Here is a 13,661-nt window from a genome sequence, read left to right as displayed (position 1 = left end):
CGAGGCGCACACTCGATCTCCGGCACCAACCCTACTTTCCAGTAACTTCTATCGGACTCGCTCTCTAAAACTGAGCAAGTCCCTGACTGGCGGGCAGGGGCTGCTCACCTCCAAGAGGGCCGCAACATCTGTCGACCCGGAGCGCACGGAGCAGTTCCGCGGCGTCGTCGGCCATCATGGCCACGGACATGGGCCCGTCGGGCAACGGCGTCCGCCCGGCCCCTCGGTTGTCGAAGGCGATGACCCGGTACCGGTCCGACAGCCCGTCGAGCTGCGCCTGCCACGCCTCTGCGGGGTCGCCCAGCCCCGCGATCAGCAGGACGTCGGGTCCTTGGCCACGGCTCTCGGTCCAGATCGTCGTACCGTTGGCTGCTAGGTACTCGCCCATGGAATACACCTCCCGCCCCCATCGTCTCCTCTGCCGGTCCGTGATCGAATACCGCCGCGCCGCACGCACTCCCGGATGCCCTCGGCCCACCCGGCCGATCCCGAACACCCACACCGCTGGAGTCTCGAGTAGGCCGTCGGATGCCTTGGGCAGGGTGCTGTCGTTTCCGTGAACAGCGGACACGGCAGAGTTCGGGTGCCTCCCATAGAGCTGAACAACCGCTGTCGTAACTCAGGCTCTGGTCCACTTGTTGTGATCCATGACAGAGCGTCACGGCCTTCGGTGAGTGGACAACATGGAGCCTGACGTGAACGGGTGCCATGATCGTGCCTTGGTGAATGAAGTGGTGACGGGGGACGGTGAGTGGAGCGCTACACAGCTGATCAGCTTCGGGTGATTGCGTTCGATGAGCACGTGCGGGCCCGTCCGGCCATGTACTTCCGTGTCGAGCGGGACAGCGCGGAGCTGCCGACGGAGGTGCTTCAGCGGGTGGTGTGGGACGCGATGCACCACCGTGACGGCACGCATGGGCAGATCAGCGTCGAGATCACATCCGACCTCAGCTTCACGGTGAAGGACGAGCGACCGCACAGCGCCGACGAGCGGGGAAGGCCCCTGCCCGGGTTCTATGGATCGCTGCTCGACAAGGACCGGTGGGCTCCTGCAGGAAGAGGGATGCGAGGCACACCCCTGCCCTGCGACGTTCCCGATTCACGATCTGCGCCCAGGGGCGGACGGCTCAGCGGGCGAGTAGGACCCGTTTCCGTAGCAGGTCGAAGCCGGCGCGGCCGTACATCTGCCGCTTGAGCATCTCGATCCGGTTGAAGTGTCCTTCGACGACGCCTGAACTCCATGGCATGGTCAGGCCGGCATGACCGCGTCGAGGTCGCGTTCGAGGTGCTGGGCGAATCGGCTGAGGCTTGGCAGGTCAGTGGTGGTTCGGGCGGATGCGATCCACTCCGGCAGTCGGTCGCCTTGCAGCTCGGTGACTATATGGGCGAAAGAGCGCACGTAATCGACAAGTACGGTCAGTTCGGGGCAGTTGGCCAGGACGGCCTTGAGCTGGATCCGGTCGCCTTCGGGCAGGGCGTCGGAGTGGGTGAGGATCCAGCGGGTGACGGCGCGAGCCGAAGGCGGGCGAGGTCCGATTGGTTGGGGTTTGCCGCGAAGGTTCCTGCTGACGTAGTCGCGGACGCCGGCGTAACCGCGGGGATAGCCCTGTTCCTTGATCTCCTCCCATAGTTTCCAGGCGTTGGTGCAGCCTTCCTGCCAGCGCTGATTGAGATAGGGCTTGTAGTCATCGAGTCTGGTCGCGCGGTTTGCCACTGGCTGGTGAACATCTCCTCCGGGATGGTGGCGCGGGAGAAACGCAGGATGGTGTTGAGGGGCATCCCGAGCTGCCGGGCGACGGACCGCTTGCTGTGACCGGCGGCGAGGAGAGCGTGGATGGCGGAGTGCTTGGCGCGGGTGCGCTCGGCGAACCGGTGCCCTGTCCGCCAGGGCGACGACGCAGCCGGCTCCGCCTCCTCCCGGGGTTCCTCCGGCTCTTCCGGCATGGGATGCAAGCAGCCGCGGTGCCGGTAGACGCACTTCTCGGCGGCTTCGCCCAGGTTGTGCCAGAGATGCCACCGGCCGGCGACTTGGAGGGCCCGCGGGGCGCCGCGGGTGGCACCGTCGGCGAAGAACGGTGCGCGATCACGGCAGACGATCTCGATGCCGGGCCGCTCGGCGAGCCAGGCCGCGAGCGTGTCCGCCTCCCGGTCGGGCAGGAGGTCGATCGGACGACGTTTTTCGACGTCGACGAGCACAGTTCCGTAGATCCGTCCCTTGCGCTGGCGTATTCGCCCACTGTGCAGCTGACGGACGCCTATGACAGTGGGTCTTGGGCTTTCTGTCGTAGGCGTTCGTAGGGGGTCTGGCCGGCGAGGGCGCCGTGGGGGCGATGGTAATTGTAGTAGTCCTCCCACTCCTGCAGTTTGCTGTTGAAGAGGTTGACGTCGTCGATGACCTGGCCCTCCAGCAGGCGGTAGAACTCCTCCGAGTCGATGCGGTGGGATCGCTCGACCTTGCCGTTCAGCCGCGGGGTGCGGGGCTTGATGCGGACGTGTCCGATGCCCTTGTCGAGCAGGTGCCAGTGGAAGGACTGGCCGAACTCCTGGCCGTTGTCGGTCTGGACCTGATCGACCGCGAAGGGGAGCTTGGCCAGGACGTAGTCGATGAACTGGATGGCGCTCTTCTGGTCGTTGCGGGGGTAGGCGCGCAGCACTCTCAGGCGGGTGCAGTCGTCGATGGCGGTGTACTGGTAGTAGCGCTTCTTCCGTCCGCTCTGGCCGAGCGGCTCGATGAACTTGACGTCGACCTGCAGCTGGTGGCCCGGTCGCTGCTTCTCGTAGCGCTTCCAGCGGATGGAGCGGCGCTTGTAGCGCTGCGAGGCCGGCAGCCGGTTCAATCCGACTCTCTTCAGGATCCGCCAGACGCCCGACGTGCTGATCGCGACATCGTGGTAGCGCTGCAGATACATGGCGATCTTCGCCGGGCCGAAGTGGTACTGCCGACGCATTCAGAAAATCTTTTCGACCACGTCGGCCGTCGTCGCGTGCGGAGTGTGGTGCGGAGCGCTGGAGCGGTCCTTGAGGCCGTCCAGGCCCTCGGCTTCGAAACGTCGGCGCCAGGTGTAGAAGCACTGGCGGCTGATGCCGTAGTAGCGGCAGGTGGCGGCGATGTTGCCGCTCACTTCCTCGGCATGGCGCAGCACTGCGAGCCGATGGCGGGCGCGTCTTGCGAGCTCGCGTTCAGTCATGGGGGTCTCCTAGGGACGGGAGACCCACCTGTCAATAGGGTCCGTCAGTTTTAGATATAGAGCGTCGTGTAGGTGATTTTGTTCTTGGGCCGGTACTGCAGTTTGACGCTCTGGCCGCTGTAGCCGGCCCAGGCGTGGGTGTTCCAGTTCGCGCGGGTGAGCGCGCCGGCGACGGTGACTTGAGCACCCCGTCTACGACGGCCCCTATGCCAAGGCCGCAGCTCTGGTGCACACGCTGGGCCGGTGCCGCTGGGTGGAGCGCTCCAACATGGCCGTCGCCGCGGCGTCGGGCGTCATGTACCTCGAAGCCGCCGGGATCTCCGTCAAGCCCGGCCGTGAGGACGCCGTCGCCCTCAAGGACCTGCTCCTCGATCTCGCTTGCACTGCCGGGAAGATCGCCGATCGTCTCTGCACCGCCGGGAAGATCGCCGCCCTGCTGCGGACCTGGCCCACCGCCACCTGACACGGGGTTGCTCCGGTCCCGCCTTGCGTGATCAGCTCTCCCCTTCTGTTATGAACAGGCGGTTTCTGGGGAGAGGCCGCAGGGGAGGGAAGGGCGCCATGACGAGCGCTGCGGAGCAGATCACCCAGGCGTGCCCCGAGTGCGGGGCCGGGATTGAAGGGGACCGGCGGTTCACCCTGTGGTGCGCCGCCTGCGAGTGGAACGTCGACCCGGCGAAGCCGGAGCCCGAGCGCGGCCGGGTCGAGCGGGCCCGGCGCGCCCTGGCCCGCGGCTATGGCGAGAAGCTGCTGGGCGAGGTGGCGAAGGGCGGTGCCCTGGCCGCCCGCCGGGACACCTCGGCGGTCCTCGCCTACGCGCTTGCACTCGCCGTGCATGCCGTCACCGCGGTACTGCTGTTGGCCGGCGTGTGGTGTCTCGTCCGCGGCTGGGGTGGCGTCGGCATGGTGGCGGGGGCGATCCTGATGGTGATGGCGGTGGCGCTGCGGCCTCGGTTCGCCCGGTTGCCGGACGACCGGCCGGTGCTGCGTCGCGCGGACGCGCCGGAGTTGTTCGCACTCATCGACGATGTGGCCCGCTCGGTCGGCACCCGCACGGTGGACGCGGTCGTCGTCGGCGACGAGGTCAACGCCAGTGTCAGCACCTACGGCCTGCGGGGCCACAGACGGCTGACGATCGGGCTGCCGCTGTGGGAGATCCTCACCCCGCAGGAGCGTATCGCCTTGCTCGGTCACGAACTCGGCCACTACGGCAACGGCGACACCCGGCACGGCGTGGTCGTCGGGACCGCCCTGCAGTCGCTGGGCCAGTGGCACTACTCCTTCGCCCCGATCCCGAACCCCGCGGGCATGCAGATCCTCGTCAACCTCCTGTACGTGCTGCCCCGCCTGTTCGTGCACGGGGTGCTGATGCTGCTCGACCGGCTCACACTGCGAGCCGCCCAGCGGGCCGAGTACCTGGCCGACCGGGAGGCCGCCCGGGCCGGTTCCACCGAGGCCGCCGCAGGACTGATGGACCGGCTGCTGATCGCCGACTCGGCCGTCACGGCGCTGCAGCGCGAGGCAAACCAGGCGGCCCTGCGCGGGCATGGCGCCGCCCTGCGGGCCGAGCACGCGGAGCATCTGTGGGACCGGCTCGCCGCCCACATGGAGTCTGTGCCCGGCCACGAATACGAGCGGCTGCGGCGCGTCGGCGCCCGGCGCGGCCACAGCGTCGACTCCACCCACCCGCCGACCCACCTGCGCCGCGCCTGCCTGCTCACCGGCCCGCCCCTGCCCGCTGCCGTGCCGACCGATGCCGACCGCGAGCGCCGTATCGCCAGCGAACTGGCGGCGGCCCGCGCCGAGGTGGCGCGCCGCATCGTGCGAGACGGGTACCAGGGTTAGGCCGTGGCCGCAAAGCACCGTCCCTGCCGCCCGACGCCCGGCACGCCCCCCAGCTCCTCGAGCAGGGGGGAACCTCCACTCACCGCATCGGACGCCGCTCGGCCTGCCCTCCGGGCGGACGAGGCGACTTCGGCTTTGAGTCGTGGACCTATGGAGGGGTGAAGTGACGAGCGGCAAAGCGGAGGCCTATTATCGGCGTGAGCACGAAGAGAGTCCGGTTCTTCTGGCAAGCGCGACTGACGTTGACGCGTTGATCGACGCGCTCCTCTTGGGAGGACCATCGGCGAACTTGGCTCAATTGCATAGCTTGGAACGTCCCCTGATGCCTGCAGGGGTCCCCGACCATGAGCTGCTTGTCGGGGGCGATGGGAGATCTCGGGTTGGAGTCCTAGCCCTCATGGACGACGGAAACTGGGTGTCGTTCGATCCGTCGAATAACCGGCCTGAAGTTTCGTACTCCATTGCAGGTCATGCGACTGAATTTCCGAGTAGTTCAGAAATTCCAATCGCCCTTGTGCGGCAGGCTGTGAAGGAATTTCTTTCCTCGGGTGGGCAGCGCCCGCAGTGCGTCCAATGGCAAGAGCCAGAATATTGGTGAGCTATTCACCCTGTTCCGAAGCATGGTTGCAGGAGGCTCCCCGTCGTGTTGACGGCAACCCCGACCGCATCCGGCAGAGCACCGGTAGCCCTGGCGGGGTGCGGTGTTACAGTCGGGATGGCCTACGACGGGGCCTTCGCGCGGCGATAAAACTCGAGTCGCGCCGGTTCCGTGGCCCTCCCTCCACCCCGGCCAGCAGCACCTGATGACCGCTCTCGGCCTCACCTCACAGACCAGCCCTCGTAAGCGGCTGCCCCGTCGAGACGAGGCGAAGGTACCCGCAGCCGACTTCGGGGGCTCACAGCTGTGATCCGAGCTCCTGGCGGACATCGAGATAACAGCGCAGCCGTACACCCGGCTCGCCCGGCACTCGAGCCGTGCGGTCCGCCGACGCGGTCGCCCAGCGCCCCGCAAGCAGAGCCTGAACGGCGAAAGCGCTCTGGTCGTCGCACGCTACGACGTCGACGACGGCCAGGCCCGGCTGCGCCACTTGCGCTTCGCTGATCGGCTTCATGCCCGGCACGACGCCGCCGTACTCCTGCAAGTTCCCGCCCGCTGGCACGTTCACTCGACCGAGTAGGCCATCACCGGCACCGTGCCCGCCGCACCCCGCCTCTGCGGTCGATAGGAGCTCATCCGCCCGAACCTGATGGGTTTCGCGTCAGCGTCGTGGTCCGGGGGCCGACCCGTTCGTAGGCGCAGTGCTTGGTGACCGGGTTCAGGACGGCGACTTTCAGCGGGCTCCGGGCGGCCTCCTCGATCCGCGAGAGCCACGCTCGGCCGGGGACCAGGATGGTCAGGTCCGCAGGCCACTGGGCGAGCGCTGAGGGGTCCGGGCACGCCACACCGGCCAGCTGGAACGCTGACCCTTCGCGCGGCCGGCTGTAGAGGAGCAGCCCGTTGCCATGGGCGGGGCTCTGCTCACCGCATGTCACGGACTTGCCGGAGGCGGAGCGGACCATGTGCATGAACGCGGGCCACAGCGCAGCCTTGATGCCCGCGTGCTCGAAGAAGGCCGCCAGCCGCTCCTGCTCCTCGTGCGCCTGTTCCTCGGCGGCCAGCCGACGGTCCTCGGCAGCCAGTCTGCGCTGCTCCGCGGCCAGTCGGGCTCGCTCGGTGGCAGCAGCCTGCTCCTGTGCGGCCTGTCGGCGTTGCTCGGTGGCAGCCGCCTGATGGGCAGCTTCGGTATCGGCCTCCAGCCGGGCCCGGGCGATGGCCAGGTGGACGTAGGAGCGGGCGGTCCACCACACCGTTCCGTCCGGGCCGGTATGGGCATGGACCCGGCTTTGGAGAATCCACCGGATCGCATCGTCCAAGGAGCAGCTGATGTGGGTCCACGCTGCTTTCGTTTTCACCGTGTGTGGCGCGGCCCAGGTGTAGCGCGCCATGCCATAGCGCACCGTCCATGCGTCCCCGCGGTTCCTTGGGGGCGCTAACCGCAGGGAGGGCACGCCGCGCTCCCAGGGCCGCTTCTCCAACGAGATCCAGCACACCGCCACACCGTCCACCGCGTAGCGGTCCGTCCGCATCCGCGCGTCCAGCGGCGTCATGGGCGACAACTGCGCCTCCAGCGCCATGAACGGCCGGTCCTGCTCATCGAAGACCAGCACGTCGGCACGCCAGGTCCGGGCCTGATTGCCGACCTCCAGCTCAGCTCTGAAACCCGCCGCCCGGGCGGCGGTGGCCAGCTCCAGCTTCAGCAGGTGATGCTCCGGCGACTCGTTTGCCAGCGCGCAGTCGCGCGGCCGCACCTGGTGGTAGAAGTGCCTGGCACGGTGCGGGGAGACGCGCGCGAACACCCTTCCCCGGCACTCCGGACACGCAAGCTCCAGCCCTTTCACGCGGTGGACGTCCGCCCAGGACCGGCCACACCCAAGATCGTCCAGCGACGCATCCAGCCGGCCCCAGCCCGCATGCACAGCGGTGTACCCCATCAGCCCCCTCCCGCGTGGCCCGAGAAAGACAGCATCCCCTCGTTCCGGGACGGCGATACACCGGATAAGGACGGCGCGGCTCCCGCCGGGCGGGTCCAGTCTCTCCCCACGACCGACTCGACCCGGTGGGGGTGCCCACGTTTCACAGAGGGGACGGCCCGATCCGGCCCATGAGCTGTCCCAAGGACCCCGCCCCGCCGCTCGCTGCGCCTCACCGCCCAGCGCTGTGCCCGCCGTGATTGCCATCGCCGCCCACAGCCGAGATGCAGTCAGATCGGCTCCCGGCCGCCCACCAACTCACCGCTGTCACGCCAGGGATACGGTGGCCGGGTGAACGGATCGAACGCACCGGTCGGGTCAGTTGCGCCCACCTGGCGGCCCGGCGTGCCGGGTGCCTTGCTGTCCCTTCTGGGAACCGATGAGAGGGCCGTTGCGTTTTATGCCGGCGTCGCGGATCTCGACGCGACGGACCCGGACTCTCATGTGTTGGAAGAGGGGGTCCGGCTCGCCTCCGGGGCCCGGCTGGAGCAGTTCGCGCGTGCCGGGTCGGGGGACGCGTTCTGTTTCGTCGGCGAGGGCGGTGAGGAACGCCCAGTGGTGTACGTGGGCCTTGACGGCGAGGCCGGTCTGCTCGCGGTCGGACTGCCGGAGTTGGTGCAGCTGCGTCTCGTGGCGCCGTGGTGGCGAGACGCTCCAGGCCGGACGCCCGAAGAACTTCAGGCGGTCGCCGACGAGTACCGGGAGGACGTGCCTGACTTCGATCGGCGACGGGACGGTGCGGCCCGGGCGCTCGGTATCGACCTGGATGGACTGCCATCCGAGGCGACGGTCCTGGCCCGGCTTGTGGAGCGCTCCCGGGGACTGGTAGCAGCGTCTTGCCTCGTCGTCGGGTACGAGGGCGATCCGCTCGATCCCCTCTTCAACGCCGCCTGCCCCTGATTGACCGGCCACCGGGCCCGGCAGGCCCCTGGCTGGTGCGGGTATGGTCGATGCCCTTGCGTACGGCGGCGCGCCAGACGCCGGTGGGCGATCTTCGCTGTGACGTACAGGTCGCGCGGGCTTATTGATCGTTTCGGCGACAGCCCACCGCGACGCTCGTAGGATGCCTAAATGCCCAAGCCGTTACGGATGAGCCGCCGCCTGTGGGTTGCCGTGTGGGCGGTGCTGTGCGTGGCCGGCATGGCTGCCACTGCTGCACTGAACGCCTTTCCGGCGTCTGACCCGCAGCCCGAGAAGCCCGTCAGTGCCGAGTGCGCCGAGTACATCGCGGACATTGAGACGCAGCTGGCCAAGGCCAAGAGGGAAGGCAACGACGACGGCGTGCTGGCCTTCACGCGAACCCGGGTCGGCGCGGACGACTGCAGCGATGAAGTTCTCGACCACTTCAGCGGCGCCCGGTGAGTCCCCGTACAGGGCTCGCCGTGATAGCGGGGCTGATCTGTGCCGGTGCCGTGGCGTTCATCGCCGTGAGCGCCGCGACGGAACCACAGCCGCACCCCACTCCGCCGCGGGTGTACTCCTCCTGCCTGGCGGCCGACACCAAGCCGATGCCCCTGGGTGACGACCCGTGCGACGGCCGTTGAAGAACCACTGAGTGACTGTCCCCCGCAGGACGGCGACTGAGGCCCCTGCCCGCCTGCATCCCTCCCGGCCAGCGCCCGCAGCCGGGAAGCGACCAGCGCCGCCCCGGGCCCCGAGCCGAGCCATGCCCGGCCCAGGGGTGCGCCGGGCGCGGGGGTGGGCGCACGCACCTTGGCCCGGGAGGGACCTCGTTGCCGTGCGGCAGCGTGGTCAGCCGACGTGGCGGCGCAGGGCTCGGAGCCCGACGTCGTAGGCCATCGCGCCGAGGGCGAGGGCCACGAGCGGCCGCACGAGTGGGGATGCTGTCGGGAGGGTGCCGTGGAGCAGGGTCGCGCCGACGCTGCCGGTGCCGAGTACCGCGGTGCAGGCCGGAATCTTCCCCGGCAGGGCGATTCGCAACACCACCTCCCGGCGCCGGGCCGGGCGGGCTGCGCCGGGGTCGGGGGCGTTCATCGGCCGCTCACCGTTGTCGCCTGCGGGATGTCGAGCAGCAGCAGCCGCGACTGGTTGACCTTGCGGCGCCAGACCGGGGTGAGTTGCCGGTGGATGACGCTGGCCTCTGACCTCAGCTTGTCCAAGGCCTCAGGGGTCAGGCGACCTTGGTCGTAGAAAGGGTCCGCCCAGTTGCCGAGCAGGGCGGTGGAGACCGGCTCATTCCATCCGCTCCACCGCTTCAGCACCTCCGATGTGAAGGAGTGAATCGTGGGTCCGTCGCCGGCGAGAGCGGCCTCGCGGGCGCTCAGCGCCTGGATCACCTCGGGGACCGGGAGGTTCAGAGCCCGGAACCCGGACTCGATGGTCTGGTTGGCTGGGTGGTCGGGCCTGAGTACCGCCATGCCGGTCGTGGTGGTGATCAGCGTGGGAGGGGCGACACGGTCGAACGGCTCCGGAAGGTCGAACGTGCCGTCCATGTCGAGGGCGATGCTCCCGTCCTCCCGCAGAGTCACGGTATCGCCGGCGCTCCCGCTCCATTGGGCCGGGAACAAGGCATTATCGCAGCTCCGAAATGGGACTCGTAGTTGAACTGGCTGATCCGCTCCGCCAGCTCGTTCTGCACGGAGCAGTCATCCTCGACCATGGTGTAACTGGGCGTCGGGTCCTCGGTGGCCATGGGTGCCTCCTTGTCGGGGAAAGCCTTCTCCTCTCGGTCCCGGCACGGACCCGATCCGACAACGCCCCCCGAATTCTCCGGCGATGTGCATCACACCAGCTTCGGGGCTTCCAGAGCTCGTCGATGCCGGACGGCAGCCCTTCACAGGCGTAGGAACCGACCGGTGCCATCCGGAGCGCCGATGGGGCCACAGCGGCGGGTCCGGCCGGACCAGCTGGTACGAGATCTTGTCGGCACCCTGATCGTTCACCGGCCTGCCGGTTCAACATCGGACGGACACGAACGTCGCCTGGATCGGCCCGTGCCGCCCTCGCGGACGAGGCGGACGGCCCTCTACTCTTCGTACGGCTCGTGGGCGGGCACCTGCCCGACACTGCGCCGCTGCCGGTCGCCGGTGAGTGCGACGATCCGGTGGACGGGCACGGAGATGGCCGGGCGGCCGCACGCGGAGGAAAACCCCACCTGGCCGGTGCCGGGCTCGTAGGAGGTCACCGTGCCGTACAGCCGGTGCAGCACGGTGGCCGTGGGCCTGGCGCCCGGCCCGTCGCCTTCGGCGTCCGCCGGCAGGTAGGGGTAGGCGCCGCGCAGCAGCGCCAGCACGTCCAGCTCATCCGGCTCGGCGGTGCCTGCGACAAGCTCCGGTCCGAGGACGATCCCCTGCCGGTCGTCGCGGGTGTGGTCGGCGGCGAAGCGGGGGACTGCGAGCACGACAGCGTGGTCGGGCTCGACGCCGTAGCCGGTACGGCGGCCACCGAACGGGACGGTGGGCCCGTGCTGCTCGTACTGGGCGAGGTAGGCCAGTTCCGTATCCCGCTTGCGGGTCAGCGGCCAGCCGCTCACCAGCACCAGCTGCCACCCGTCGCCGCCGTCACCCGTGGCCGCCCCCAGCGCCTCCTCCAGCCGGGCGCAGCAGTCCAACACGTACTGCTGCCACCGGTGCTGGAACTCCGCATCCGCCCACTGCGCGGGAGAAGCAAACCCGGCACCCGCCACGAGGGCCGGTTCCGGCAGCGCCCTCACATCACGCACCCGCACCCCACCCCAGGCCGCTTCCACCGCCCACATCGCCGCCGCACGTGCCGCAGTCGCCTCGCCGCCCTGGTCCCGGACGCCGCTCCACCCCCGCCGGACGGCCGCCCACACGTCGAACGGCTCCGCCCACCGGGGCCGCAGCACCGCGGCCGCCAACTCCTGGCCCGTGCGCTGCACGTTTCCGACGGCGGCCGCCGCATCGCACGCCCCGCTGACCGACGTCGCGGAGCGCGCCGCGGGCGCCGCCGCCCGCCAACTGGCCAGCGCAGCCTCAGAACGCTTCAGCACTCCCGACCACGCCTGAAGCACCTGCCGCGCACCCGCACCCACCGAGGCGTCAGCCGTCCACAGCTCAAGCCCTCCGCGCACGTCTGCATCGCGGTGGCGGGCCGCTTCCCACAGCACCCGCGCATAGCCCTGCCAGGACCGCGGGCCCGCCTCCTGCTCCTCCAGCCTGCGCACCCGCCCGTCCGCCACGACGACTTCGGCCGCCGCCCGCCACAGCGCCTCCTCGCCCGGCTCCACACTCACCACCCGGGCGCAGTGACGGGCACACCTGCTCACAGACATCCAGCAGAGAGAGCCGACTGCCCGTCAGGTGCTCCGCATACCGGCAATGGCTCCGCCACCCCGAGGCCTTCCCGGGAACGTGCCATGTCCCGCCGCCCGCACGTCCGACGACCACAGCGACGTGGCGCACCGGCCCCGACGTCCACGCTGGCGGCCACCAGCTCCCTCTCCCGCCGCACCGGAAGATCTCCGCCACGCACCACGATCGCCCCCCCCGTCACGGCCTGCTACCCGCGGTCACTGTGGCACAGGGCCGCCACGGCCACTAACCGATGAGCTCTTCCGCTCACCTACGACGGATCCAGCCCACGCGTCGAGAGGAGACAGAGGCGTCCCACAGAGCGGTCCGCCAGGAAGGGGCGGCACGGCGGGCAGAAGGAGCTCGACCGGTAGGTGTTTCCAGATGGTCGGCGAGCCAGTCGCTGATCGCTCTCACCAGGGGGCGGGGGAGCGAGTCTGTCCCACCCGCCGCGGCGCGGTCGTCGCTCGGGCCGTCCGCGCGCGGTTGCTCAGAGCGTGAGCACCGGTCGCGTGGAGAAGTTGTCGTACAGGCCCTCTCCGTCCGGTCCGCACACGAACTCGGCCGTGTCGGGGTTGCGGTTGGCGGTCGCCAGGGGGAGCCAGGCCAGCAGGTGGCCGTAGCCGCCGCACACCGACTCGCCCCCGTCGCCGCCGTGGACCGCGGTCACATCGCTGGTCAGCTCGGCGCGGTAGGTGTCGTAGGCGATGTGCAGGCCGAAGGCGTTCAGTTCGTTGTGGGGGCCGGTGTCGTCGCCGTAGGGGATGCGGTCGAGGGGGCAGTCGTCGCCCCACCGGAACAGGGTGTTGGATCCGGCGCCGCAGGCGTGTTCCCACTCGTCGGGGCTTGGCATCCGCAGACCACGGGCAAAGAGGGCTGCCGGAATGTCGGCCGGGGGTTCGGTCAGGGTCTCGTCGTCCACGGCCATGAGGACGGCGTCCAGGTGAACGCTGCGGGGAGCGCTGAGGATCCGCTCGAGGTGGCTCCGCAGATCGGGCCCGTAGCCGTAGCCCTGCTCCCGGCTCTCGGCGTAGTCGGCGGCCTGCTGCGCGGTCGGCTGCCAGGTATTGAGGTCGAAGCCCAGGGACACCCGGCCTCCGGGTATCAGCGCGAACTCCTGCCCGTCCCGTTCGACCCGTACGCGGTGCAGCGGGGCACCGAGGTGTTCCGTGGCCTCGACAAGTGACACCCGGCCGCCCACGTGGTCAGCGGCATTCCGGGCGATCCGCCGGGCGGTGACCTCGTCGAAGGTCCGCCACAGGTCGAGAGTGAGATCAGCGAGCGACATGGCCGGCAGTGTGGCACGCGGCACTGACACAGCACCGAGAAGCGCGGGCGCCGCCAACCAGGCGCGCGGGCGGTATCCGTTCGTTCGCAGAAACATCAGGCGCCAGGAGACAGCGATCATGCGCGACACGTTGCCCAGGAAGAGCACGAAATGGCGGGTGATCGGCGTGATCCTCGGAGGCGTGCTCGGCGCACTGGCCATGCCGAACCCAGCCTACGCGGACCATCTCACCTCACTCCGCAGCGCGGCCGCCGACTCGCCGAAGTGCGTCGTGCCGAGGGACGGCGACGGAGCTCGCGGACCCTGGCGGCCGCACTCCCATGGACATGGCCGACCACTAAGACCGTGTCCTACATGGTCTGTTGGTGGTTGAGTGGAGTATGGGGAGTGGGCGGTGGGGTTGGATCATTCCGGATGGCCTGTGGGAGTTGGCGAGGCCGTTGCTGCCGTCGGCGCGGGTGCGTCCTCAGGGCGGCGGGGTCGCGAACATCGATG

At 69.4% G+C, this 13,661-nt stretch carries 14 protein-coding genes and 3 pseudogenes; 6 read left to right on the top strand and 11 right to left on the bottom strand.

Translation table 11 applies throughout. The annotated features are described in order from the left end of the window. Window positions 1-64: 64 nt before the first annotated feature. The 4 genes and pseudogenes from K4G64_RS33815 to K4G64_RS33805 form a co-directional block, all read right to left on the bottom strand. Complete coding sequence (locus K4G64_RS33815) at window positions 65-388, bottom strand: alpha/beta fold hydrolase (protein WP_260461347.1); 324 nt, start codon at window positions 386-388, stop codon at window positions 65-67. An 861-nt stretch (window positions 389-1,249) separates the two neighbouring features. Continuing rightward, on the bottom strand, window positions 1,250-1,714 hold the full coding sequence (locus K4G64_RS41590; RefSeq protein ID WP_374206477.1) for a hypothetical protein: 465 nt from the start codon (window positions 1,712-1,714) through the stop codon (window positions 1,250-1,252). A gap of 305 nt (window positions 1,715-2,019) precedes the next feature. Further along, window positions 2,020-2,196: pseudogene (locus K4G64_RS41585) on the bottom strand (ISL3 family transposase); the annotation flags it as partial. Between the two features lie 59 nt (window positions 2,197-2,255). Then, window positions 2,256-3,188, bottom strand: a pseudogene (locus K4G64_RS33805) (IS481 family transposase). 181 nt (window positions 3,189-3,369) lie between these two features. Here K4G64_RS33805 and K4G64_RS33800 point away from each other — a divergent pair. From K4G64_RS33800 to K4G64_RS41580, 3 genes and pseudogenes are all read left to right on the top strand, one after another. Beyond that, window positions 3,370-3,651 (top strand): annotated as a pseudogene (locus K4G64_RS33800) (hypothetical protein); the annotation flags it as partial. Window positions 3,652-3,749: 98 nt separating this feature from the next. After that, entirely contained in the window at window positions 3,750-5,033 is a 1,284-nt protein-coding gene (locus K4G64_RS33795; RefSeq protein ID WP_221759728.1) for a M48 family metallopeptidase, read from the top strand. 142 nt (window positions 5,034-5,175) lie between these two features. Continuing rightward, window positions 5,176-5,631, top strand: a complete 456-nt coding sequence (locus tag K4G64_RS41580; RefSeq protein WP_374206475.1) for an Imm1 family immunity protein — start codon at window positions 5,176-5,178, stop codon at window positions 5,629-5,631. Window positions 5,632-5,929: 298 nt separating this feature from the next. Here the strand turns inward: K4G64_RS41580 and K4G64_RS33785 are convergent, their stop codons facing one another. Together K4G64_RS33785 and K4G64_RS33780 are read right to left on the bottom strand one after the other, a co-directional pair. Beyond that, window positions 5,930-6,145: a DUF6207 family protein gene (locus K4G64_RS33785; protein WP_221759726.1), complete on the bottom strand. Its 216-nt coding sequence runs from the start codon at window positions 6,143-6,145 to the stop codon at window positions 5,930-5,932. 118 nt (window positions 6,146-6,263) lie between these two features. Then, window positions 6,264-7,565, bottom strand: a complete 1,302-nt coding sequence (locus K4G64_RS33780; RefSeq protein ID WP_260461346.1) for a competence protein CoiA family protein — start codon at window positions 7,563-7,565, stop codon at window positions 6,264-6,266. A 330-nt stretch (window positions 7,566-7,895) separates the two neighbouring features. On the opposite strand from K4G64_RS33780, the gene K4G64_RS33775 reads away from it, so the two are divergent. The 3 genes from K4G64_RS33775 to K4G64_RS33765 all read left to right on the top strand — a co-directional run bounded on the left by K4G64_RS33775 (window position 7,896) and on the right by K4G64_RS33765 (window position 9,148). After that, the gene (locus K4G64_RS33775) at window positions 7,896-8,504 is read left to right on the top strand and encodes a hypothetical protein (RefSeq protein WP_308122562.1); all 609 of its coding nucleotides are present in this window, start codon (window positions 7,896-7,898) and stop codon (window positions 8,502-8,504) included. Between the two features lie 171 nt (window positions 8,505-8,675). Then, the gene (locus K4G64_RS33770) at window positions 8,676-8,966 is read left to right on the top strand and encodes a hypothetical protein (protein ID WP_221759725.1); all 291 of its coding nucleotides are present in this window, start codon (window positions 8,676-8,678) and stop codon (window positions 8,964-8,966) included. Next, on the top strand, window positions 8,963-9,148 hold the full coding sequence (locus tag K4G64_RS33765; protein ID WP_221759724.1) for a hypothetical protein: 186 nt from the start codon (window positions 8,963-8,965) through the stop codon (window positions 9,146-9,148). The genes K4G64_RS33770 and K4G64_RS33765 overlap by 4 nt, the downstream gene beginning before the upstream one ends. Before the next feature lie 208 nt (window positions 9,149-9,356). On the opposite strand, the gene K4G64_RS33760 is transcribed toward K4G64_RS33765, so the two are convergent. The 5 genes from K4G64_RS33760 to K4G64_RS33740 all read right to left on the bottom strand — a co-directional run bounded on the left by K4G64_RS33760 (window position 9,357) and on the right by K4G64_RS33740 (window position 13,166). Then, window positions 9,357-9,599 carry a hypothetical protein gene (locus K4G64_RS33760; protein WP_221759723.1) on the bottom strand — a complete coding sequence of 81 codons (243 nt, stop codon included), beginning with the start codon at window positions 9,597-9,599 and terminating at the stop codon, window positions 9,357-9,359. Then, window positions 9,596-10,093: a hypothetical protein gene (locus tag K4G64_RS33755; RefSeq protein WP_221759722.1), complete on the bottom strand. Its 498-nt coding sequence runs from the start codon at window positions 10,091-10,093 to the stop codon at window positions 9,596-9,598. The genes K4G64_RS33760 and K4G64_RS33755 overlap by 4 nt, the downstream gene beginning before the upstream one ends. Next, on the bottom strand, window positions 10,090-10,257 hold the full coding sequence (locus K4G64_RS33750) for a hypothetical protein (protein ID WP_221759721.1): 168 nt from the start codon (window positions 10,255-10,257) through the stop codon (window positions 10,090-10,092). The genes K4G64_RS33755 and K4G64_RS33750 overlap by 4 nt, the downstream gene beginning before the upstream one ends. Before the next feature lie 333 nt (window positions 10,258-10,590). Further along, a complete protein-coding gene (locus K4G64_RS33745; protein ID WP_221759720.1) occupies window positions 10,591-11,820 on the bottom strand; it encodes a hypothetical protein in 1,230 nt (409 codons plus the stop codon). Window positions 11,821-12,368: 548 nt separating this feature from the next. Beyond that, window positions 12,369-13,166, bottom strand: a complete 798-nt coding sequence (locus K4G64_RS33740) for a hypothetical protein (RefSeq protein ID WP_221759719.1) — start codon at window positions 13,164-13,166, stop codon at window positions 12,369-12,371. Window positions 13,167-13,661: the final 495 nt, after the last annotated feature.

This window comes from Streptomyces sp. WAC04114 (assembly GCF_019733245.1).
Classification (GTDB): domain Bacteria; phylum Actinomycetota; class Actinomycetes; order Streptomycetales; family Streptomycetaceae; genus Streptomyces; species Streptomyces massasporeus_A.
This window is presented reverse-complemented; position numbering and strand designations above follow the sequence as displayed.